A 23,803-nucleotide genomic window follows, 5' to 3' on the forward strand; every position below is an offset into this window, starting at 1 on the left:
TTAATCATTTTTAGGCATCCCAATTTTACCAATAAAGCATATAGAACCTGTTTCTCTTTCTGTAATTATATATAAAAAAGGTTTATTTAAATTTACTGTTTTTTTTGATTGACCTACAGATGTTGTGCTAATTCCAACAGCAGTAACAGCTGCAGCTTCTGTACCTTTTTCATTAACTTCTATAAAAGTTTTTTGTAAAACAAAAGAAATAAAAAGCGGTATATTACTAATATTACTAAAGTTTGCAGAAGATGAAAAAGCAACACTTAACCCTAAATCTGAAAGTAATTTATTTAAATTTTTCTCATAAGAAAAAGTAAATTTAGGCATTGCTAGAGCAACTTCTTTTGTCATAAAATTTGTGTTCCAATTTTTCCAACTATTAGCAGTTAACAAACTAGAAATATCTTTTGTTTGTTTCCCTTCTTTTGGAAGTAAAACAGTCATTAAAAACTTGTCATTTTTATAGGGTAGTTTTACAGCAGAAAAGTTTTCATTTTCATAAAAAGATAAATCTGCTGTTAGATGCATCATTTTTACATTTTTGGTAACCTTTTCTCCATAAAAAGGGAGTTCTTTAGTTTCTTCTTTAGTAAAATGATATTTCCAATTACTTTTAAAATATATAGCGTTAATTAGAAACATTAAATCATTATTATTTATTTGATTAATTATTTTTGGAATTCTTTGATAAGTCTTATCAGAAACCCAATTATTTATCGTGTTTACAGAATTAACATTAGAAAAATCTAGTTTTTCAACTTCAGCATTATAATAATTTTTATTAGTATTTATAAAACTTTCTTTTACAACAAACTCTTTTTCAATCCAAATAGAATTTGCAATTTTAAATAAAGAACTTGTAGAATTATCAGATAAATTAGTTATAATTTCTTTATTAATTGTGTTAATTTCTTCAGCAAGAAAATCAGTGTAATTTAATGTGTTTTCAAATGCAGTTTTTGTTTCGTTTTCTGCACCATTATAGGTCATTCCTAGAGCCAAAGAAAGACTTACAGGAGAAATCATATAATTTTCTTTGTCTTCTTCTTTGGTTATTTTTTTAAAAATAGTAAAAGCAAATTTGTTATTGGCTGATATAAATTCTTTTCCTTTTAAAACTGAACTAAAAGAAACTTGCTTTTCATCTGTAGATGAACAAGATTGCAGTAAAAAACTAAAACAGACTATTGTTATAAAGAAGTTTGTTTTCATAAATTATAATTTGTTCTTTTTTACAAGATGTAAAAATTTTAAAAAGGTTGCGTCTAATAATGTTATTTTTGCAAAACAATATGATAAAAAACATTTTTAACATACAATCTGAAGAAGATTTTACAAAAACTGCTTTAGAAATTTTTAAGCATCAATTCACAAACAATAAGGTGTATCGTTCTTTTTGCGATTTATTGTATGCTCATCCTTCAGATGTTTCTAAAGTTGATGAAATTCCGTTTTTACCCATTCAGTTTTTTAGAACAAGAAAAGTTGTTTCATCAACAGAAAAACCTTTGATAACCTTTGAGAGTTCTGGTACTACAGGTAGTATTACTAGCAAACATTTTGTTACAGATATTAATTTGTATAATGAAAGTTATTTAAAAGGATTTGCCCATTTTTATGGAAATATAGAAGATTATGTAGTGCTAGCTTTGTTGCCCAATTATTTAGAGCGTAAAAGTTCTTCTTTGATTTTTATGGTTGATGATTTCATCAAAAAAACTAAGAACTCCGAAAGTGGATTTTACCTCAACAATTTAGAAGAATTAGCAAAAAAGTTAATAGAATTAGATAAAAAAGGACAAAAAGTACTTTTAATTGGCGTTTCATTTGCCTTGTTAGATTTGATTGAAAAACATCAATTTAATCTAAAAAACACCATAATTATGGAAACTGGTGGTATGAAAGGTAGAAGAAAAGAGCTTGTTAGAGAGGAGTTGCATAGTATCCTTAAAAAAGGTTTCTCTGTACAAGAAATTCACTCAGAATACGGAATGACAGAATTATTAAGTCAGGCATATTCTAACGGAAAAGGAATTTTTAAAACCCCACCTTGGATGAAAATTTTAACCAGAGACCCAGAAGATGCTTTAACTATTCAAAAAACAGGAAAAACGGGCGGAATTAACATCATAGATTTAGCCAATTACAATTCTTGTAGTTTTATTGCCACGCAAGATTTGGGTCGAGTTTATAAAAACAACACTTTCGAAATTATAGGGCGTTTTGATAATTCTGATATTAGAGGTTGTAATTTAATGGTGTTATAAAATTGTTTAACAAGTTTCTTTGTAATTTTAAAATAACTTTATCGACTATAAATAAAATTTAAAAAGATGAAAAACCTAATTACATTTTTATTTCTAGCAATTTCATCTTCTTTTTTTGCACAAAACAATTATAATACAGACAATGGGTTTATGGCAAAAGGATTTGATGTGGTTTCTTATTTTAACAATAAAAAACCAGTAGAAGGAAATAAAAAATTTCAAACCACTTTTGATGGAGTAAAATTTAAATTTTCATCAAATAAAAACCTCGAACTTTTTAATAAAAATCCTAAAAAATATATTCCTCAGTTTGGTGGTTTTTGTGCTTATGCAGTTGCAGCAAAAAATAAAAAAAAAGATGTTGATGCAAATACTTTTGAAATTAGAGATGGTAAATTATATCTTTTTTACAACGCTTGGTTTTCTAATAAACTAGAGAGTTGGTTAGAAGAAGACACTCCAAAGCTTCAAAAAAAAGGAGAAAAAAACTGGAAAATATTAAAGAACAAAAAGAATTAAAATGAAAAAAATTATTGTTTTATTATTACTTATTTCATCAAACGTTTTTTCACAAAAAACAGATTACAACACCAAAAAAGGTTTTATAGCAAATGGCTATGATGTGGTTGCTTATTTTAATAACACAGCATTAAAAGGAAACAAGAAATTTGTGACTTCTTATAATGGCGTTAAGTTTAAATTTGTATCTAAAGAAAATTTAGAAATTTTTAAAAAATCTCCCAAAAAATATACACCACAATATGGTGGATATTGTGCGTATGCAATTGGTTTAAAAGGAGAAAAAGTATCTATAAATCCAAAAACGTTTGAAATTAGAGACGGAAAACTGTATTTGTTTTATAATTCTTGGGGAACAAATACGTTAAAATTGTGGACAAAAGAAGGCGCAGAAAAACTGCAAAAACAAGCAGATACAAATTGGAAAAAAATCATTAACAAATAAAGTTGATTTTATGTTGAAAAATAGAGCTGAGTTAATTAACTCAGCTCTATTTTTAATAAGATATTATTCTACGTTAAGTAAAAAATAACTCTTTTTTCCACGTTGTAATAACACATATTTATTGGCAATTAAATCTTCTTTAGAAATGGTAAAATCGTCTTTTACTTTTTCTTTATTTACAGAAATTGCATTTTCTTTTAAAGCTCTTCTTGCTTCACCATTCGATTTTAAAAAGTTGGTTTTGGCGGCTAAAGCACCAATCATATCCAAACCATTTGCTATATCAGAAGTTGTAACTGTAGCTTGTGGTACACCATCAAAAACATCTAAAAATGTTTGTTCGTCTAAAGATTTTAAATCATCTGCAGTAGATTTTCCGAAGAGAATTTTTGAGGCTGCAATAGCTTTTTTATATTCATCTTTTCCGTGCACTAACACAGTAACTTCTTCTCCTAAACGTTTTTGTAAAACACGTACGTGAGGCGCTTCTTTATGTTCTTCAACCAAAGCATCAATCGTTTCTTTGTCTAGAAAAGTAAAAATTTTAATATACTTTTCTGCATCTTCATCAGAAGTGTTTAACCAATATTGGTAAAATTTATAAGCAGATGTTCTTTTAGCATCTAACCAAACATTACCGCCTTCAGATTTTCCGAATTTAGAACCATCAGATTTTGTAATTAAAGGACAGGTAATTGCATAGCCTTTGCCACCACCAATTCTTCTAATTAATTCTGTTCCTGTGGTAATATTACCCCATTGATCAGAACCTCCCATTTGTATAGAAGCATTGTTGTTTTGGTATAAATGCAAAAAATCATAACCTTGAACAAGTTGATAAGTAAACTCTGTAAAAGACATTCCTTCTTTAGATTCTGACCCAATTCTGTTTTTTACAGAATCTTTTGCCATCATATAATTTACGGTAATGTGTTTACCAACATCCCGTATAAATTCTAAGAAAGAAAACTCTTTCATCCAATCGTAATTATTAACTAAAACTGCTGCATTTTTTGCATTAGAAGTAAAATCTAAAAAATGACTTAATTGCGCTTTTATTGCTTCTTGATTGTGGCGTAAAGTTTTTTCGTCTAACAAATTACGTTCAGAAGATTTCCCAGAAGGATCTCCAATCATACCAGTTGCTCCACCAACTAAAGCAATAGGTTTGTGCCCACTTCTTTGAAAATGTGCCAATAACATAATGGGTACTAAATTACCAATATGCAAAGAATCTGAAGTAGGATCAAAACCCACATAGGCACTTCTCATTTTTTCTAATAAGTGCGCTTCTGTTGTTGGCATACTGTCATGCAACATTCCTCTCCATTGTAATTCTTTAATAAAATTCTTCATTGTAAGCTTCAATTTCAGACCTCACAGGTTTTAAAAACCTGTGAGGTCTATTTTTAACGTGACAAAGATAAACTTATCAACCAAAAAAAGCTAAATTCGTGCTATGATTTTAGTTACTGGCGGAACAGGTTTGGTAGGAGCACATTTATTATATCATTTAATAAAAAATGATGAAAAAGTTCGTGCAATTTATCGGTCTGAAGAAAAGATTAAAAAAACAAAAGAAGTCTTTTCATTTTATACTGATGATGATGCTCTTTGCTCAAAAATAGAATGGTTTAAAGCCGATATTACAGATGTTCCTTCTATGATTCCTGCTTTTGTTGATGTTCAAAAAGTATATCATTGTGCGGCTTTGGTTTCTTTTAATCCGAAAGATTATATAGAAATGCGAAAAGTTAATATTCATGGAACCGCTATTATTGTAAATCTTGCGATTGATGCAAAAATTAAAAAACTCTGTTTTGTAGGTTCTATAGCTTCTATTGGAGATGCATTAAATGGAAATTTAATTACAGAAGAAAACGAATGGAATAAAGAAGCGGATAATAATTGCTATTCTATAACTAAATTTGGTGCAGAAATGGAAGCTTGGCGAGCAAGCCAAGAAGGTGTTGAGGTTGTTATAGTAAACCCAGGTGTAATTTTAGGAAGCGGTTTTTATACAACAGGTTCTGGTAAATTATTTTCTCAGGTTTATAACGGATTTAACTATTACACAGAAGGGATTACTGGTTTTGTAGGTGTAAAAGATGTGGTAAAAGTGATGATTAAATTAATGAATTCTAACATTAAAAACGAACGGTTTATTTTAGTTGCAGAAAACAAATCTTTTAAAGACCTTTTCTTTTTAATAGCAGATGGTTTAGGTAAAAAAAGACCAGCTATAAAAATTAAACCTTGGCAAACCAATATATTTTGGAGAGTTGCTTGGGTGCTATCAAAAATAACCCAAAAAGAACCTTTGTTAAGTAAACATTCTGCAAGAAGTGCGCATAGTGTTTCTAAATATTCTTCTAAAAAAGTTGAAAAAGCATTCAATTTTACTTTTGAAAATATAGATAAAACCATAAAAACAGTTTGTAAAAACTATACTATTCTAAAAGTTTAGGGTCTAGGTCTAGAGTATCAATTTCTTCGATGGCTAATTTAGAATTTTTTAAAGAATCATTTCTTAAAGAGTCCTTTTTAGTTTTTATATCAGCATAAAAATCTTTGTGCTTTTCTAAGTTCAATTTTACATCTTCAATAATTTCTTTATAAACATCAATTTTAGAAGTATAATATAAATTGCTGCTTTTAAAACGAGAACTATCTATTTTAAATTGATTATAAACTAAAGGTAGGTAATTAACGTTGGTTTCTGAATTAATGTTTTTTTGATATCTTGCAGTAGAGGCAATCATTAATTCTTGAATTAAAAGACTCATTGTGTCTTTAGGAATCAAGTCTTTTGGTTCTTTAAAAATAGTATTGCTTGTACAAGAAAACAAGAAAAATAAAATTAATAAGTAACTTAAATGCTTCATTTTATCTGTTAAAAGTCAAACGTTTTCCTTTAATATCATCATTAAAAACACCTTTATTATAGATTAAATTTCCGTTTACAAAAGTATGCGTTATTGTTGATGAAAATGTGGTGCCTTCAAACGGAGACCAGCCACATTTGTATAAAATATTTTCTTTAGAAACAGTTTGAGGTTTGTTTGCATCAACCAAAACCAAATCTGCATAAAAACCTTCTTTTATAAAGCCTCGTTTTTTTATTTGAAATAATTTTGCAGGATTATGACACATTTTTTCTACGGTTTTTTCAATAGAAATAACACCTTCTTTTACTTTTTCGAAAATGGCTGTCACTGCGTGTTGTACTAAAGGACCACCACTTGGTGCTTTTGTATAAACATTATTTTTTTCTTCTAAAGTATGTGGCGCATGATCTGTTGCTAAAACATCAATTCTATCTTCTAACAAAGCTTTCCATAAACCTTGTTTATCTTTTTCTGTTTTTACAGCAGGATTCCATTTTATATGAGTTCCTTTTGTTGCATAATCTTTGTCTGAAAACCATAAATGATGCACACAAACTTCTGCCGTAATTTTCTTTTCTTCTAAAGGAATATCGTTTCTAAAAAGTTCGGTTTCTTTAGCGGTAGATAGATGAAAAATATGCAATCTTGCTCCTGTTTTCTTTGCCAATTTAATAGCTTTAGAAGATGATAAATAACAAGCTTCTTCGCTTCTAATTATTGGATGATATTTTACAGGAATATCTTCACCGTATTTATCTATAAATTCTTGAGTATTTTTTCTAATGGTTGCTTCATCTTCACAATGTACAGAAATTAACATTTTTGTTGATGAAAAAATCTTTTCTAAAACAGCTTCATTATCTACCAGCATATTTCCTGTAGAAGATCCTAAAAATAGTTTGATTCCGGCAACTTTTTGTGGATCTGTTTTTAACAATTCTTTTAAATTATCATTGGTGCCACCAAACATAAAAGAATAGTTTGCATAAGAAGTTTTTGCTGCAACTTTAAACTTATCTTCTAATAAATCTTGCGTTGTAGCTTGCGGAACCGTGTTTGGCATTTCTATAAAAGTTGTAATTCCGCCAGCAACAGCAGCTCTACTTTCGGTTGCAATAGTTGCTTTATGTGTTAATCCTGGTTCTCTAAAATGAACTTGGTCATCTATCATTCCAGGAATTAAATAGTTGCCTTCAGCATTTATAACATCAATATTTTTATCAACCTTAATTTCTGAAGAAATTTCTTTTATAAATTCATTTTCAATGAGAACATCACCTTTAAAAGTGTTGTTTTCATTAACAATTGTCGCATTTTTTATTAAGTAAGAACTCATTATATTTTATTTTGGCAATCCTTTTAATCTCATTTTAATTACTCCAAAAATAGCTTCAGAAATAATATTTCCGCTCATTTTAGAAGTTCCTAAATTTCTATCGGTAAAAATTACAGATACTTCTTTAATTTTAAATTTGTGTTTCCAAGCTTTAAATTTCATTTCAATTTGAAACGCGTAACCAATAAATTTTATTTTGTCTATTTGTATAGTTTCTAGCACTTTACGTTTCCAGCAGACAAAACCAGCTGTGGTATCGTAAACAGGAATTCTAGTGACTAAACGCACATATTTTGAGGCAAAATAAGAAAGTAATAAGCGTTTAATATCCCAATTAACTACGTTTATTTGGTTGTTTACATACCTAGAACCTACAGCAACATCTCCGCCTTTATTATGACAAGCATTATACAGGCGCACCAAATCTTTTGGATTGTGAGAAAAATCGGCATCCATTTCTATGATGTATTCGTATTTTCTATCTAAAGCCCATTTAAATCCGTGAATATATGCAGTTCCTAATCCATTTTTTCCTTTTCTTTTTTCTATAAAAAGTCGATTTGGAAATTCAGTTATTAATTTTTCTACAATTTCTGAAGTCCCGTCAGGAGAATTATCATCAACAACTAAAATGTCAAAATCTTTTTTTTGATTAAAAACAGCTCTAATAATGGCTTCAATATTTTCTTTTTCGTTATAAGTTGGTATGATAACCAATGCATCTGACATCTGCAAAATATTCTATAATACCGCAAATATAAAGGTTTTTATTGCTATTTAATTGATAAGATTTGTTTAGAACTATTAAATTTAGAAGAATTTAACATCAACAAAGAAGACTACAAAGAATATTGTTAATTTTGTATTTTTAAAACAATAACTATTGCAAGCGTTAGAAAGAGCTTATAGTACTAATTTTTGGATAACCATTATTTTGGTTTTTTTGCTATTTGCTGTTTTTTTTCTTAAAAAATTAGATGCAAAAAAATTAAAAGGATATGCTTTTTGTGCTTTTTCTAGAACTTTTATTGATGATGAATTAAAAGAAGATACAAGTTTTTTAAATCCTTTTCAAGTTGTTATTTCGTTGTTTTCTGGGGTTGTTTTATCGCTTTTATTGTATAAAATACTTGTTTTACATTCTGATAATTTTGATGAAGGATTTTTTACTTTTTCTGTAATTTTTTTATCAGTATTTATCTTTTATCTCTTTAAATGGCTTTTAGAATATGTGTTAGCATTACTTTTTAAACTAGAAAAAAAGGTTAGATTTTTTCTAGTTTCTAAGTTTAGCTATTTGTATTTTATTAGTTTTTTCTTATTTATTGGTATTATATTAGTTGAGTATTCTCTGTTAAACACCACATTTTTACTCTATTTTTCTATTGTATTATTTCTATTAAGATTTCTACTGTTGGTTGCAAACAACAAAAAGCTGATTTTTAGCGAGTTGTTTTATTTTATTTTGTACCTTTGCGCCTTCGAAATAGCACCGCTATTGATCTTGTTTAAATTGATGTTTTAAATAATAAAACGAAAGCGTATGAAAGTGAAAACGATTTTAGTATCGCAGCCAGAACCAAAGGCAGAAACTTCTCCTTATTTTGACTTATCTGACAAACAAAAAGTAAAAATTGACTTTAGACCTTTTATTCATGTAGAAGGAATTCCTGTAAAAGAAGTTAGAGGTCAAAAAATAGATTTACATAATTTTTCTGCAATTATTCTAACAAGTAGAAAAGCAGTAGATCATTTTTTTAGAATTGCTGAAGAAATGCGTTTTAAAGTGCCAGATGCTATGAAGTATTTTTGTCAGTCAGAAGCAGTAGCTTATTATTTACAAAAGTATGTGGTATATAGAAAACGTAAGATTTATGTAGGGAATAGAACATTTCCTGAATTAACAAAACTGATTAAAAAGCATAAAACAGAAAAGTTTTTATTACCTTCTTCAGATAAGTTAAAACCTTTAATTCCTGCTGAATTAGATAAGTTAGGCGTAAACTGGACAAGGTTAGATTTATACAGAACAGTAGTGAGCGATTTATCTGATTTAGAAGATGTTTTCTATGATGTGTTGGTGTTTTTTAGTCCTTCTGGAATAGAGTCTTTGTTTAAGAATTTTCCTAACTTTAAACAAAATAACACTAGAATAGCTGCTTTTGGGAATTCAACAGTTAAAGCCGTTACAGAAGCTGGTTTAAAGTGCGATATTGTTGCGCCATCTCCAGAAACACCTTCTATGACAATGGCTTTAGATAAGTATATTAAAGTGGCAAATAAAAGATAATAAACACTGAAATAAGTTTCAGAGAAAAATAAAATGAAACCGAGCAGAAATGTTCGGTTTTTTTGATTTCAATAGAAATAATATCAATTTATTATTCATATTTTAAGAAAGTAATTTGTGGTTAAAATACTAAGCAAATAAAGTGGCAAAAGCTTCTTCAATTTTACCTACTAAAATCAACTTTATAGAATTATTTTTTGATGAAATTTTATTGTATTTTGATGTTACAAATGTTTTGTAACCTAACTTTTCTGCTTCAGTAATTCTTTGGTCTATTTTAGAAACAGGTCTAATTTCACCAGCCAAACCAACTTCTGCTGCAAAACAAACATTTGGGTTGATTGCCATATCTTGGTTAGATGATAAAATAGCTGCAACTACTGCCAAATCTATTGCTGGGTCATCTACATTAATGCCGCCAGTAATATTTAAAAACACATCTTTTGCACCCAATTTAAAACCTGCTCGTTTTTCTAAAACAGCTAAAATCATATTTAATCTTTTTAGATTATAACCCGTTGTAGAACGCTGTGGAGTTCCGTAAACTGCTGTAGAAACTAAGGCTTGTATTTCTATCATTAAAGGTCGAATTCCTTCTAAAGTTGAAGCGATTGCAGTTCCGCTTAAATCGGCATCTTTTTTAGAAATTAAAATTTCTGATGGATTTGATATTTCTCTTAATCCACTAGAAAGCATTTCGTAAATTCCTAATTCGGATGTAGAACCAAATCTATTTTTTTGACTTCTTAAAATTCTGTAGGTGTGGTTTCTGTCGCCTTCAAATTGCAAAACAACATCTACCATATGTTCTAAAATTTTAGGTCCTGCAATATTTCCTTCTTTGTTAATATGACCAATTAATAAAACTGGAGTTGCTGTTTCTTTAGCAAATTTTATGAGCTCTGCAGCAGTTTCTCTAATTTGAGAAATACTACCTGGTGAAGCTTCTATAGAGTTTGTATGTAGTGTTTGTATAGAATCTATCACCAAAACTTCGGGTTCAGTTTCCTCGATATTTTTAAAGATTTGTTGTGTATTGGTTTCTGTAAGAATTAAGCAATTAGAATTGTTAGCTTCTAATCTTTCTGCTCTCATTTTTATTTGAGATTGACTTTCTTCGCCAGAAATATACAATACTTTTTGACTGATATTTAAAGCAACTTGCAACAGCAAAGTAGATTTTCCAATACCAGGTTCTCCACCTAATAAAGTTATAGAACCTTTTACCAATCCGCCACCTAAAACGGTGTCTAATTCGTTATTATTGGTAACAATTTTTTCTTCGGGATTTAGCTGAATATCAGCAATTTTTAGAGGTTTATTTATGGTTTGTTTAGCAGTTGTACTTTGTTTCCAAACGCGTTTTTCTTCTTTTTGAATAACATCTTCTACAATAGTATTCCATTCTTTACAAGCACCACATTGACCCACCCATTTTGCGTGTTGTGTGCCACAATTCTGACAGAAAAAAGTTGTTTTGGTTTTTGCCATTTAAAAAGAGTTACAAAGTTTAAAAAGTATCAAAGTTACAAAGTTTAATTGTATCTAAATTTTTCTTTTTGTTAGCAAATAGGTGCGTTAGCGATTGAACGGTTTGTTTGAGCTCTTTTTATTTTTATAAAAAAGCGAGTAGTGAAAGCGCGACTTGGTCCTGAATTCCTTCAGGATAAAGGAACGCTAAAAAATTACTTTTCCTTATTATAAATAGGTAAAAGTAAAAATGCTAATCCGCCAAAAACAATAATCATTGCGGTTTGAGCGGTCCACATTATCCAGCCAAAAGCGGTTGCTGGTTCTTCTGCAACACCAAATAAAGCTAACGCTCCAGCAACAGCAACTGGGTATAAGCCAACTCCGCCATTAGTTGCTGCAATTGCAAAACCGCCTGCAATAAAAGCAATTAGAATTCCGCCAATAGGAACAGATAAACCTTCTATAGATGGAATTGTTGCCCAAAACATAGCCACATACATTGCCCAAATAAACACAGTATGAAAAATAAAAACCCATTTATTTTTCATTTTAAAAATACTTGTTACACCTTCTAATAAACCTGCAACAAAATTTTTAATTTTTAATAAGATTCCTGATTTTGCTTTTTTTACAAAAGAGGTAAAAACTAAAAAACCAATAGTTAAAACAACCAAGCCTACAATGATTTTTGTTGGATCGAAATTATTGATTAAAAGTTCGTAAATAAAATCGAACTGAATAAAAAGGGTTATTAGAATAATGCAAAACATCATAATTAAATCTGCAATACGTTCTGCTACTATGGTTCCAAAACCTTTTTCGAAAGGAACATCTTCGTAGTTTGTGAGTACTAAAGCTCTAGAAACCTCGCCAGCTCTTGGTAACGCCAAGTTTACTAAGTAACCTATTAAAACCGCCATTACACTATTGGCAAATTTTGGTTTAAAACCAATGGGTTCTAACATAAATTTCCATCTGTAAGCTCTAGAAAGATGACTTAAAACCCCAAAGAAAAGTCCTAGAAAAATCCAACTATATTTAGCTTCTTTAAAATATTCGATTAAAACATCAATAGAAATTTTTGAGAGCGAATACCAAACTAAAAAACCTCCCAAAACGAGAGGTAATATTGTTTTTAAAACTTTTTTGATATTCAAAACTAAGTAAGTGTATTATCTTTTTCGTTAGGAAAAACTAATGATGGTTTAAAGTTTTTTGCTTGTTCTAATTCCATAAATGCATATACAATTAAAATTAACACATCACCAACTGCCACTAAACGCGATGCAGCACCGTTTAAAGTTATTTCTCCACTTCCACGAGGTCCAGGAATTGCATAGGTTTCTAAACGGTTTCCGTTGTTATTATTTACAATCTGAACGCGTTCTCCTTCAATAATGTTGGCTGCATCCATTAAATCTTCGTCAATGGTAATGCTTCCTATATAATTTAAATCTGCACCTGTAACTTTTACACGGTGGATTTTAGATTTTACTACTTGTACTAACATTTGGCAAAAATAGGTATTTTTTGGTTCTTATTTATGTGTCTTATCTTTTAGCCACGAATTCACGAATTTTTAAGATTCAATTATGTAAGAGCTTAATTTTGATTTATAATTTTACGAATAAAACCTTTGGTTTTTTAATTTTCGTGAAATTATTTTACTCTAAGTATTATAAATAATTCGTGAATTTGTGGTAAAAATTTATAGAGAATCTTTATTAACTTAATTTTTTAAACGAATGTTATCAATCAATCTAATTTCACCTGCAAATACCGCAATAAAAGCGCGGTATTTTTTGTTAGATTCTTTGTTTTTTATAGGTTCTAATGATTTTTCTTCAGCAATTGTAAAATACTCTAAAGTTAACAAAGGATGTTTTTTAAATTGATTTTCTACCCATTCTATTATAGTAATAGCATTTTCTGTGCCAAATTTCTTTCGTGCTTTTTTTAGTGTTTTATAAATAAATGGTGCAGCTGTTCTATGTTCTTTAGTTAAACGTATATTTCTAGAACTCATAGCCAAACCATCTTCTTCTCTAAAAATAGGACATCCTTTAATTTTAACATTTAAACGATGTTTTTTTACCATTTTTTTGATGATTTGTAACTGCTGAAAATCTTTTTGACCAAAATACGCTTTGTTGGGTTTTACAATTTCAAAAAGTGTTTTAACAATAGTGCCTACTCCATTAAAATGACCCTCTCTAAACTTACCTTCCATTTGATGTTCTAAACCATCAAAATCGAAATTTTCTGCGCTAATATTATTGTCATAAATTTCTTCTACCGAAGGTAAAAAAAGCACATCACAAGAAATACTTTCTAATAATTTAGTATCGTTTTCTATGGTTTTAGGATAATTTATTAAGTCTTCTTTTTTATCAAACTGAGTGGGGTTTACAAAAATACTAACTACAGTTATATCATTTTTTTTCTTTGCTTTTTTTATGAGTGATAAATGCCCTTCATGCAAAGCACCCATTGTAGGAACAAAACCAATGGTTTTGTTTTGGTCTTTTTGTGTTGATAGATAAGATTTTAAATCTTGTTTTATAGTAAAAATTTTCATCCTAAAAAATTAAGTAAAGTCTGCAAACTTACCATTTTAACACGATATTAGCATAATAATTTGTATTTTTGCGCTTCTTATAAAAGAGTTTGATTTAATGAAGGACAAGAGAATATTATTTGTTTCGTCTGAAGTAGTTCCTTACTTGCCAGAAACAGAGTTATCATCAACAGCCTTTAATGCTGCAAAAAACGCACATTCTAAAGGAGTACAAACAAGAATTTTTATGCCAAGATTTGGTGTAATTAACGAACGAAGACATCAACTTCATGAAGTTATTCGTTTATCTGGTATGAACTTGGTTGTAAATGATATGGATATGCCTCTAATTATAAAAGTGGCGTCTATACCAAAAGAAAGAATGCAAGTTTATTTTATTGATAACGAAGAATACTTTAAAAGAAAAGCCGTTTTTACGGATGAAGATGATCAGTTATTTTCAGATAATGATGAGCGTGCCATTTTCTTTGCAAAAGGAGTTATTGAAACGGTTAAGAAATTAAATTGGGCTCCAGACATTATTCATGTTCATGGTTGGATGGCATCTTTATTACCACTTTATTTAAAAGAATTTTATAAAGAAGAACCTTTATTTACAGAAAGTAAAATTGTTACTTCTTTATACAATAGTGGTTTTGAAGGTAATTTAAATGAGGGTTTAGCTAATAAAATAGAATTTGATTTAAATAAAAATGATAAAATTGCTACGGTTAAAGAGCCAAATTATACTAACCTTCTTAAAAGTGCCATAGAAAATTCTGATGCAATTATTTATGGAAGTGAGACTATTTCAGAAGAAATAGATACTTTTTTAAAAGAACAAGAACTACCAACGTTAGAGCATCAAACAGAGAACCTTAAAGAAAGTTATTTAAATTTTTATGCCGATTTAATAGCGGCCAAATAATTATTATAAAGTGAGAAATTTTTTTAAAAAAAGCATTAATATAAGTGTTTTAATCTTAATTTTTGCAGGAGTTATTTCTTGTGAAGAAGATTTTACAGACATAGGTACAAGTATTGTAAGTAATACTAAATTTTCGGATGGAGAATTTGTTTTAGATGTAAAGGTTACCTCAAATGATTTAGATGTTATTTTAGCAGATAATATTGGTTTGCCAACGGATAGAAATACAAGATCTAAGGCGAAAGTAGATTATTGGCTAGGGGTATATAAAAATAGTTATGCAAAGAGGTTACAAGCAGGTTTTGTTTCTCAAGTTGGTCTGCCTTCTAAGAAGTTAAAAACTAGCGAAGTTGTTAAAGATGGAGACACTGTTTATAATTTAGATAAGGTAGTTTTAAAATTACCTTATACTGCAAAATCAAAAATAAAAAATAGAGTTACCGAATATAGCTTAGATTCAATTTTAGGAGATGTTTCTAAATCAACAATATTAGAAGTATATGAAAATCCTTTATATTTAAACGAACTAAATCCTGCAGTTCCTTCAAAAAAGAATTCATTTTTATCATCAGGGTTAGAATATAAAGAAACAAATATTTTATCTGAATCTTCAGGGTTTTCTTTTAAACCAGATGCAAATAAAGATACAATATTTACTTTTAAAAGAATTGATAGAAGTAAAGATGTAAATAGCACAACTACATTTATAGATACATTAAAAGTAATAAATTCACAAACTAAAAAACCGATTCCTTTTTTAGCAATTCCGTTAGATTTAAACAAGATGAAAACCTTATTTTGGGATAAATTTAATAGCACAGAATTTTCTACAGCAGAAAATTTTTTAGACCATTTTAGAGGGATTGTTATTAAAGCAAAAGGAGAAGATGGAGCTTTAGTTCCTTTTAACATTGGTGCACAAACCTCTATAGATTTTCTGTATTCTAAAACCATAGTAAAAAACAGTGTTGTAGAAAAGGTTATAAAAGAAAGTTATTCTTTTTTATTAGGAGGAATAAGAAGTACAATTTATAAAACTAAACCATCTACATTTGCTTCAACAAAAAGTTTTGTAATTCAAGGTGCAGCAGGTAAATCTGCGAACATAGAAATTTTAGGAGTCAATCTTTTAAATTTACAATCAAACCATCCAATTCTTGTATATAAAGATAAAGATTCTAATAAAGATAATTATTTAGATTTAAAAGAATTAGCAACGATTAAAGATGAAAAGGGGAAACCATTATTTTTGATTAATGATGCAGATTTAACTTTTTATATAGATAATGCTTTTAGTTCAGATTCAAAGATTTTACCTCAAAAATTATATGTTTATCAAAATAAAGATAATTTAAAAGGAGGAGTAACACCTACACATTTATCTGATTCATATAAGGAATCTTTTTTTGGAGGAAACTTATTTATAGACAAAAAAGAACCAAAAAGTTATACTTTTAAAATTACAGATTATATTTCTAGTTTATTAGATGGTACTTCAAAAGATTTTTCTCCTTTAGTTTTAAAGGTGTTTAATACAACTGATAACCCTCTAATTTCAGGAACCTTAAATGAAAATGTAACAAGCTATAATTGGAATCCTAGATCTGTTGTTTTATTTAACGAAAATAAACCCCTAAACAAAGATAAAAGAGTAAAATTAAAAATTTCTTACACTAAGAAAAAATAATTAATCAACTAACTAAAAAAGAAAAATTGTTATGTGCGGTATTACAGGTTATATTGGTTATAGAGATGCTTATCCTATAGTAATAAATGGTCTTAAAAGATTAGAATATAGAGGTTATGATAGTGCAGGAATAATGATGTATGATGGAGATCAGATTCATTTATCTAAAACAAAAGGTAAAGTGTCTGACCTTGAAGTTATTACAAATAATGAAGAAGAAAGAAAAAATGGAAGTATTGGTATGGGGCATACACGTTGGGCAACTCACGGAGTTCCTAACGACATAAATTCTCATCCACATTTTTCTCAGTCGGGTAATTTAGTTATAGTTCACAATGGAATTATTGAAAATTATGACACCATAAAAAAGGAACTTATTACAAGAGGGTACACTTTTAAAAGTGATACCGATACAGAAGTATTAATCAACTTAATAGAAGAAGTAAAAAAACAAGAAGGATGCAAATTAGGACAAGCAGTTCAATTAGCATTAAATAATGTAATAGGCGCTTACGCCATATCTGTTTTTGATAAGACCAAACCAGATGAAATTGTTGTTGCACGTTTAGGAAGTCCAATTGCCATAGGAGTTGGTAAAGATAATTCTGAGTTTTTTGTTGCTTCAGATGCTTCTCCTTTTGTAGAATACACCAAAGATGCTATTTATTTAGAAGATGAAGAAATGGCAATTATTAAGTTAGGAAAAGGAATAAAAGTTCGTAGAATTCATGATGATTCTCTTGTTGATGCTAAGATACAAGAACTTCAAATGAGTTTAGAGCAGATAGAAAAAGGTGGTTATGATCACTTTATGCTAAAAGAAATTCATGAACAACCCAAAGCTATTATAGATACTTACAGAGGTAGAATGTTGCCAAATGAAGGTATTATTAAAATGTCTGGTATTGATGATCATATTAATAAATTTTTAAATGCAGACAGAATAATTGTTATTGCTTGTGGTACTTCATGGCACGCTGGTTTAGTTGGAGAATATTTAATTGAAGATATGGCTAGAATACCAGTAGAGGTAGAATATGCCTCAGAATTTAGATATAGAAACCCAATTATAACACCTAAAGATGTTGTTATTGCAATTTCGCAATCTGGTGAAACAGCAGATACTTTAGCTGCAATTAAATTGGCAAAATCTAAAGGAGCATTTGTATTTGGTATTTGTAATGTTGTTGGGTCTTCTATTGCTAGAGAAACCCATGCAGGCGCATATACCCATGCAGGACCAGAAATAGGAGTTGCATCAACAAAAGCATTTACTACTCAAATTACAGTTCTTACTTTGTTATCTTTAAAACTGGCAAAAGCAAAAGGAACATTATCTGATTCAGCTTTTAGAATGTACTTGCAAAAAATGCAATTAATACCTAACAAAGTAGAAGCTCTTTTAAAGATAGATGATAGAGTTAAAGAGATAGCTGCTGTTTATAAAGATGCTCCTAATTGTTTATATCTAGGAAGAGGGTTTAACTTTCCAGTAGCTTTAGAAGGGGCTTTAAAACTTAAAGAAATTTCTTATATCCACGCAGAAGGATATCCTGCTGCAGAAATGAAACATGGACCAATTGCTTTAATAGATGAGAATATGCCTATTTTTGTAATTGCAACAAATAAAGGGCATTATGAAAAAGTAGTAAGTAACATTCAAGAAATAAAATCTAGAGCAGGAAAAATTATTGCAATTGTTACTGAAGGCGATGTTACAGTTAGAGAAATTGCCGATCACATTATAGAAATTCCAGAAACAGAAGAAGCTTTATCTCCTCTTTTAACCACAATACCATTTCAGTTATTATCATATCATATAGCTGTTATGTTAGGTAAAAATGTAGATCAACCAAGAAACTTAGCTAAGTCTGTTACAGTTGAATAATTGAAAAAACATTATTAAATAAAAAAACGACACTGTCCAATATTTTGTGTAAATAGAATTTCAAAGGGTTTTAAAACCCTCTTATTTTTCTATTTACACAGTTTTTTGGATACTGCCCTCTTAAAAAATCGGTTTATCTTGCGCTAATGCAAGTAACCAAAAAATGGACACAACCAATTCATAATTGGGGATTAATTCTTAATCAATTTTTAACTATATTTCAAAAAAGGGTTCAACTCTAAATTAGTTAAACCCTTTGAAATTCTATTTACACAAAATTCTGGACAGTGTCTATATAAAAAATAGCAGTTAAGTACAAACTACAAAGTTTGTGCTTTTCTACTGTTTTTGTTTTAAGTTTGAAAATAACAGCATTTTTATTCTGCTAACTTTTCATATACAACAACGTTAAACGAATATCTTCAAATTTAATTATACTTCACTTTTCTAATAACTCTAATTGCTTCTTTGTATTTAATATAAGTAGTTTTATCTTCTAAGTTTTTAATGTAGTTTTTTGCTTTTTTTAATTGTTCTGCAACCTCTAAAAACCCTTGTAAATAACAAATTAAATAATTGCTTGGTAAACGTAAAATATCTTCATATTCTGTAACAGAAAGCGGAATTTCTTTTTCAATTTTATTAATAATACTATTACAATTATTATAGATATGATGAATAATAATATGATTAAACTTTGGTGGTTCAAACAAAAATTCTTTTACAATATCGTGTTTTCCGTTTTCTTTAAAATTGATAATTGTTTTTTCTAATGGATACAATTTTTCTTGCTTTTCTAATCCTAAAAAAATATATTCTGTAACTATAAAAGATTGATGATTATAGGTAATTTGTACATCATCTAAAGCTGAAAAAAAAAGTTTTACTTGTTCATTTATCAATTCAATATCTACTCTTGTAAAGTATTCTTGGTTGTTTATAATTTTCTTTTCTCCTGCCCAACACAACACAAACTGCTCATTAAAAACCTTATATTGAGGGTTATATGCTGGTTTGTGATTATTAATAAATTCAAAAACTCCATCTAAGGTTAACTCAATATTATTTCTGGCATTTCTTTCTATGGCAGCTACAATTTTTTTGTTGGTATTAAGCAATTTAAAGTTAATTAATGCTGGCATAGAGTTGCTTCCTCTTCTATAAAAAGCAGTTCCTCTTCTATATTTCCAAGCATTTTTTTTAAGTGATGTAATTTTATTTGTAGGATGAATAGTAACCAAACCCACCACTTTATGACGTGGTAATCTTGGAAAAGGCACATTTTCGTATTCTATTTTTGGAGGATTTTCTAAATACGCATTTACCAAATTTTGAATTTTGCTATCATCAAAAAAATCGACACCAATAATTTTGTTTTCTTCATCTTCAATACCAATTACAATGTAAGAATTATTTTGAGGGTTAGAGTTAGAAAGCGCGCAAATATGTTTTAAAAACTTTGCTTTACCATCTTTAGAATTTAATGATAATTTTTGCTTTTTATCATAAAAACTATTCTCATCATTATGAGAAAGTAAATTTTTGATAAGTAAGCGTTTGTTAATCATTTTATGGCATATTATGTCCTTGGCTTGCTATTAAAAGTAAAAACCAATCTTCTAATTCTAAGTTTATTTCTAAAGCTTTGTTTGCGTTTAAAATGCGTTCTTTACTGGTGGTTCCTATTACTGGAGCTATTTTTGAAGGATGTTTTAAAATCCACGCTAATAATAAAATAGCTTCTGTAACTTTATATTTTGCAGAAAGCTCTTTTAAAACTAATTTTATTCTTGATGTTTGTTCGTTTTGCTCTCTAAAAACATTACCTAGTGGACTCCAACTCATTGGCTGAATTTCTTTTTGCTGCATTTGGTCTAAACTACCATTATAAATTGCAGAAAACTGTGTTAAAGAAAATTCTATCTGATTTACAGATATTGGTGTTTTATCAGCAATTAAATCTACTTGCGAAGGTGTAAAATTAGAGACACCAAAGTTGATGATTTTACCACTTTTTTTTAATTCTGAAACAGCTTCAGCAATTTCTTCTGATTGCATTAACGGACTTGGCCTGTGTAATAAAAAAGTGTCTAAATAATCTGTTTTTAGGTTTTTTAAAGACTCTTCTGCACTCCAAATAATATAGTCTTTAGAATAATTATAATGACCAATTTTGTTACTTCTTTTCTCTCCAACAAGTTGGATTCCGCATTTTGTAATTAACTGAATTTCTTCTCTTTTAATGTTGCTTTTATGCAAAGCTTTACCAAAACCAGCTTCTGTAGAATAATCTCCATAAATATCTGCGTGGTCAAAAGTTGAATTTCCATTTTCTACACAAAACTGAATCATATCCATCTGTTCTTTGGTAGAAAATTGTTTTCCCCATTTTCCCCAAGACATACATCCTATTATTATTTCTGATGCTATTTTCATAATTAAAATTCAATTGGGATAAAAAATTGGTCAGTAAAAGTTTTGGATATTAATTCGACTTTTTTTATTGCTGTATAACCAACTTTTTTTTCTTTAATTTTTCTTTCTGGAATTAAACCTTCAATTTTCTCAATAATTTCCAAAGAAAACTTTGGGTCTTGAACATATATTTTCTTCAAATTAAGCATTGAGTCTAAAATGTATTTATCAATTTTCCTGTTAAAAAATGGGAAAGAATAACCAATTACTATTAAGATTTCAGTTTTTGAAATTGATTCTTTTAAATTTTTAAAAAAAGGTAATTTCTCATCAAAATTTTCCCAAGCAAAAGTCATATTTGGCTTTTTTATACCTGAAAGTAAGTTTTCGTATTCTCTTAAAATATTAAATCCTAAAGTAATTTCATTACCATAATTTACATCATAAATTTCTTCTAGACGTTGAAAATATTTTAATTTCGTTGTACCGTTTAATTTATGAAGACAAAAACCATCAAAAGGATATTGAGGTTCTTTAACATCTCCTCTAAATTGAAGATTTAAAGGATCAGGAGAATATATACCTTTCTTTTCTGCAAAATTATAATGCGCTTTCTCTATTTGAGAATCATAATTCCAAGATAATATTTTTATATTTTTTGGATAATTATTAATATCATCAAGAATGGAAGCAAAAAAGCTATCATATCTTTTATCTAATTTTTTTACTTCTAAATAAACAAAAAAACTTGATAGTATAAACTTTAATTTATTAAGGTTTTCAAAATCATCTTTTAAATACAGCTTTTTTGCAAAAGTATCAATGCTAGAATGATTTTTTATTTCCGTCGCTAACCAGCATATATCAATATAAAGGTCTTTAAACCTTGATTTAATTTTTTCTTTATCTTCTTCTTTTGTAAGTTGTAAAACTTTACAAGCTAAATTGTTTCCAATTTTTTCACCATTAGGATGTTGTAGTATATCCAAATTAAAATCCTCACTAAACCCTTCTAAAGTTTCAGGTATTTGATTTACAATTGGTAAAGCATTATAACTTGCCCCTGCACCTAATAAATAAGTAATTTCCATAGTTTTAAAAATTTATTCTCTATTTAAAATTGTAGCTGTGGCTTGCGCTGTTGGATATACTATCAAATCTTCTATATTAACGTGGTAAGGTCTAGAAATTACAAAATAAATAATATCTGCAATATCTTCTGCTTGCAAAGCTTTGTAACCAGCATAAACTGTTTTTGCTTTTTCAGTATCTCCTTTAAAACGAACATTAGAAAATTCGGTTTCTACTGCTCCTGGATGAATTGCGGCAACACGAATATTGTGTTTGTTTAAATCTATTCTCATTGCTTTATTTAAAGCGTTTACAGCGTGTTTTGATGCACAATATACATTTCCGTTAGCATATATCTCTTTGCCTGCTATAGAGCCAATATTTACAATAAAACCGTTGTTTCTAGTTGTCATTTGTGGGATAATCGCTTTAGAAACATATAACAACCCTTTTACATTGATGTCTAGCATTGCATCCCAATCTTCTAAACTACCTTCTTGTATGCTTGATAAACCGTGTGCATTACCAGCATTATTGATTAGAATGTCTATTTGTTTAAAATCTTTTGGTAGGTTGGTAATTTGATTTGCAACATCAAGTTTATTTCTAACATCAAACTGTAAAGTAGTAACCTCAGTAAGTTTACTTAGTTTTTCTTTAAGTTGCTGTAACCTTTCTTTTCTTCTTCCGCAGAGAATTAAACGCATATTGTTTTGTGCAAAAATTTCTGCTGTTGCTTTTCCTATTCCTGATGTTGCTCCTGTAATGAATGCAGTTTGTTTCATTTATTTTTAATTGTAGAATGTAAAAAAAATTACCATACTTTAAAAGTATAAAATCAAGTGAAGTATAAGTTGATTGTTGTTATTAATTTTTCATCAATTATTAACAAAGAAAAAACCGCTCTTCTCAGAGCGGTTTCTCTTTCAATTGGTTATTGAAAATAACCAACCAAAAATCAACTAACCAAACTTTATTTTAAATTTCTTCTTTTCTTTGTCTTTCTTACTACTTTAGTACGTTTTCTACCATTGTTCCTTACAATTTCTTTGGTTTCTTTTTTAGATTTTCCGCTTTTTAAGTATTGTACAAATCCTCTACCTGTAAAATTGTATGTAGTTTTTGAATCTACATTGTATAAAGCTATCCTTTCATCATTAATAACGCTTAATTCAAACTCTTCAGTATCTCCTCCATCATAATTAAGTGTTAAAATCTTAAGGTCTTCATATCCATCTACATCAAATATTTCATATCCGCCAACATACCCCCAATTTATAACATCAACTTGTGTGCCAAAACTGTCTTGAGAACTATAAAAAGTTGTGTTGTTTTCTGGAGTGAAAGCTAAATAGTTTTCATCATCAAAAGCATTGGTAACGCCACCTTGTGTGCTTACTTTTTCCCAAGCAACGTATTCTTGTAAAAAGTATTCTATGTTTTCGTAAAAAAGTTTATCATAATCAAACTCATTTACATTGTAACCTACTAAATAATAGTTTACATTTTCTCTGTAATTATATAGTTTAATTTCGTTATTAGAGAGTACTGTTACATCAAAGTCGTTTACTCCGTCTTTATTATGATTGGTTTCTAAAACACCATTAAATGTATTGTAAGAACCCACATCTATGCCTAAACCATTTCCTGTTTTACCAATATCTACAATATTGTTATTTGCATACAAAATGCCGTTTCTAAATGATAATGTAAATGCTTTTGATACATAAGGAATGTCTCCATTTCCTGTAGTTCTATGGTAATCTATATACCATAAATCGTAGTTTGTAACTACTTCTTCTAATGATATATTATCTACAATAATATGATCTTCTTCAAGAACTGTACATGCACTAAAAAGTGTTCCAGTTATAATAAGTGTTAAAAGTAATTTTATGGTTTTCATAAGCTTTTATTTTATGGTTATGCTTATGAATATTCAAATTGTGTGCCAAAAATAAAAACCACGTTTTAGGCGCTACCGTCTAGACACATTTCTAAAGAGTATCCAACCTTGCATAATTGCAGAAAATTTT

General features: G+C 28.8%; 23 protein-coding genes. 9 read left to right on the forward strand and 14 right to left on the reverse strand.

Features of this window, described 5'->3' with window-relative positions; translation table 11 throughout:
• Positions 1-1,215 carry a serpin family protein gene (locus ACY2RX_RS14235; RefSeq protein ID WP_490104649.1) on the reverse strand — a complete coding sequence of 405 codons (1,215 nt, stop codon included), beginning with the start codon at positions 1,213-1,215 and terminating at the stop codon, positions 1-3.
• 80 nt (positions 1,216-1,295) lie between these two features.
• On the opposite strand from ACY2RX_RS14235, the gene ACY2RX_RS14240 reads away from it, so the two are divergent.
• The 3 genes from ACY2RX_RS14240 to ACY2RX_RS14250 all read left to right on the forward strand — a co-directional run bounded on the left by ACY2RX_RS14240 (position 1,296) and on the right by ACY2RX_RS14250 (position 3,234).
• Complete coding sequence (locus ACY2RX_RS14240; RefSeq protein WP_490104650.1) at positions 1,296-2,270, forward strand: LuxE/PaaK family acyltransferase; 975 nt, start codon at positions 1,296-1,298, stop codon at positions 2,268-2,270.
• Positions 2,271-2,336: 66 nt separating this feature from the next.
• Positions 2,337-2,789, forward strand: coding sequence for a YHS domain-containing (seleno)protein (locus ACY2RX_RS14245; protein ID WP_490104651.1), 453 nt, complete (start codon positions 2,337-2,339; stop codon positions 2,787-2,789).
• Position 2,790: 1 nt separating this feature from the next.
• Positions 2,791-3,234 (forward strand): YHS domain-containing (seleno)protein, encoded by a 444-nt coding sequence (locus ACY2RX_RS14250; RefSeq protein WP_490104652.1) that lies wholly within the window; start codon positions 2,791-2,793, stop codon positions 3,232-3,234.
• Between the two features lie 63 nt (positions 3,235-3,297).
• Here ACY2RX_RS14250 and tyrS read toward each other — a convergent pair whose 3' ends face one another.
• A complete protein-coding gene (tyrS, locus tag ACY2RX_RS14255) occupies positions 3,298-4,590 on the reverse strand; it encodes a tyrosine--tRNA ligase (RefSeq protein ID WP_490104653.1) in 1,293 nt (430 codons plus the stop codon).
• A gap of 103 nt (positions 4,591-4,693) precedes the next feature.
• Here tyrS and ACY2RX_RS14260 point away from each other — a divergent pair, with 103 nt between their 5' ends.
• Entirely contained in the window at positions 4,694-5,701 is a 1,008-nt protein-coding gene (locus ACY2RX_RS14260; protein ID WP_490104654.1) for an NAD-dependent epimerase/dehydratase family protein, read from the forward strand.
• On the opposite strand, the gene ACY2RX_RS14265 is transcribed toward ACY2RX_RS14260, so the two are convergent.
• Genes ACY2RX_RS14265 through ACY2RX_RS14275 form a run of 3 tightly spaced genes read right to left on the reverse strand, consistent with a single transcriptional unit; the run spans position 5,685 to position 8,187 of the window.
• A complete protein-coding gene (locus ACY2RX_RS14265; RefSeq protein ID WP_490104655.1) occupies positions 5,685-6,119 on the reverse strand; it encodes a DUF4296 domain-containing protein in 435 nt (144 codons plus the stop codon). The two genes, ACY2RX_RS14260 and ACY2RX_RS14265, sit on opposite strands and share 17 nt — an antisense overlap.
• Position 6,120: 1 nt before the next feature.
• Positions 6,121-7,458 (reverse strand): dihydroorotase, encoded by a 1,338-nt coding sequence (locus ACY2RX_RS14270; RefSeq protein ID WP_490104656.1) that lies wholly within the window; start codon positions 7,456-7,458, stop codon positions 6,121-6,123.
• Positions 7,459-7,464: 6 nt separating this feature from the next.
• A complete protein-coding gene (locus ACY2RX_RS14275) occupies positions 7,465-8,187 on the reverse strand; it encodes a polyprenol monophosphomannose synthase (protein ID WP_490104657.1) in 723 nt (240 codons plus the stop codon).
• Positions 8,188-8,341: 154 nt separating this feature from the next.
• On the opposite strand from ACY2RX_RS14275, the gene ACY2RX_RS14280 reads away from it, so the two are divergent.
• Positions 8,342-8,983, forward strand: coding sequence for a DUF4271 domain-containing protein (locus ACY2RX_RS14280; protein ID WP_490104658.1), 642 nt, complete (start codon positions 8,342-8,344; stop codon positions 8,981-8,983).
• Positions 8,984-9,001: 18 nt separating this feature from the next.
• Positions 9,002-9,748: a uroporphyrinogen-III synthase gene (locus tag ACY2RX_RS14285; protein WP_490104659.1), complete on the forward strand. Its 747-nt coding sequence runs from the start codon at positions 9,002-9,004 to the stop codon at positions 9,746-9,748.
• Between the two features lie 129 nt (positions 9,749-9,877).
• Here ACY2RX_RS14285 and radA read toward each other — a convergent pair whose 3' ends face one another.
• The 4 genes from radA to panC form a co-directional block, all read right to left on the reverse strand.
• Positions 9,878-11,239, reverse strand: a complete 1,362-nt coding sequence (radA, locus tag ACY2RX_RS14290) for a DNA repair protein RadA (RefSeq protein WP_490104660.1) — start codon at positions 11,237-11,239, stop codon at positions 9,878-9,880.
• Positions 11,240-11,433: 194 nt separating this feature from the next.
• On the reverse strand, positions 11,434-12,378 hold the full coding sequence (locus ACY2RX_RS14295) for a lysylphosphatidylglycerol synthase transmembrane domain-containing protein (protein ID WP_490104661.1): 945 nt from the start codon (positions 12,376-12,378) through the stop codon (positions 11,434-11,436).
• Between the two features lie 2 nt (positions 12,379-12,380).
• On the reverse strand, positions 12,381-12,731 hold the full coding sequence (gene panD / locus ACY2RX_RS14300; protein WP_490104662.1) for an aspartate 1-decarboxylase: 351 nt from the start codon (positions 12,729-12,731) through the stop codon (positions 12,381-12,383).
• A gap of 219 nt (positions 12,732-12,950) precedes the next feature.
• Positions 12,951-13,799, reverse strand: coding sequence for a pantoate--beta-alanine ligase (panC, locus tag ACY2RX_RS14305; protein ID WP_490104663.1), 849 nt, complete (start codon positions 13,797-13,799; stop codon positions 12,951-12,953).
• A gap of 97 nt (positions 13,800-13,896) precedes the next feature.
• Between panC and ACY2RX_RS14310 the strand changes: the two genes are divergently transcribed.
• The 3 genes from ACY2RX_RS14310 to glmS are packed head-to-tail and all read left to right on the forward strand — an operon-like array spanning position 13,897 to position 18,281.
• A complete protein-coding gene (locus ACY2RX_RS14310; RefSeq protein WP_490104664.1) occupies positions 13,897-14,706 on the forward strand; it encodes a glycogen/starch synthase in 810 nt (269 codons plus the stop codon).
• 10 nt (positions 14,707-14,716) lie between these two features.
• Positions 14,717-16,393, forward strand: a complete 1,677-nt coding sequence (locus ACY2RX_RS14315) for a DUF4270 family protein (protein WP_490104665.1) — start codon at positions 14,717-14,719, stop codon at positions 16,391-16,393.
• Positions 16,394-16,424: 31 nt separating this feature from the next.
• Entirely contained in the window at positions 16,425-18,281 is a 1,857-nt protein-coding gene (gene glmS / locus ACY2RX_RS14320) for a glutamine--fructose-6-phosphate transaminase (isomerizing) (protein WP_490104666.1), read from the forward strand.
• A gap of 428 nt (positions 18,282-18,709) precedes the next feature.
• Here the strand turns inward: glmS and ACY2RX_RS14325 are convergent, their stop codons facing one another.
• The 5 genes from ACY2RX_RS14325 to ACY2RX_RS14345 form a co-directional block, all read right to left on the reverse strand.
• Positions 18,710-19,849 (reverse strand): ATP-binding protein, encoded by a 1,140-nt coding sequence (locus tag ACY2RX_RS14325; protein ID WP_490104667.1) that lies wholly within the window; start codon positions 19,847-19,849, stop codon positions 18,710-18,712.
• A 1-nt stretch (position 19,850) separates the two neighbouring features.
• Complete coding sequence (locus ACY2RX_RS14330) at positions 19,851-20,717, reverse strand: aldo/keto reductase (RefSeq protein WP_490104668.1); 867 nt, start codon at positions 20,715-20,717, stop codon at positions 19,851-19,853.
• Between the two features lie 2 nt (positions 20,718-20,719).
• Positions 20,720-21,787, reverse strand: a complete 1,068-nt coding sequence (locus ACY2RX_RS14335) for a hypothetical protein (RefSeq protein WP_490104669.1) — start codon at positions 21,785-21,787, stop codon at positions 20,720-20,722.
• Between the two features lie 12 nt (positions 21,788-21,799).
• Positions 21,800-22,552: an SDR family NAD(P)-dependent oxidoreductase gene (locus ACY2RX_RS14340; RefSeq protein WP_490104670.1), complete on the reverse strand. Its 753-nt coding sequence runs from the start codon at positions 22,550-22,552 to the stop codon at positions 21,800-21,802.
• A gap of 188 nt (positions 22,553-22,740) precedes the next feature.
• Positions 22,741-23,673, reverse strand: coding sequence for a hypothetical protein (locus ACY2RX_RS14345; protein WP_490104671.1), 933 nt, complete (start codon positions 23,671-23,673; stop codon positions 22,741-22,743).
• Positions 23,674-23,803 lie beyond the last annotated feature (130 nt).

It is taken from the genome of Polaribacter sp. 2405UD43-2, from assembly GCF_058147125.1.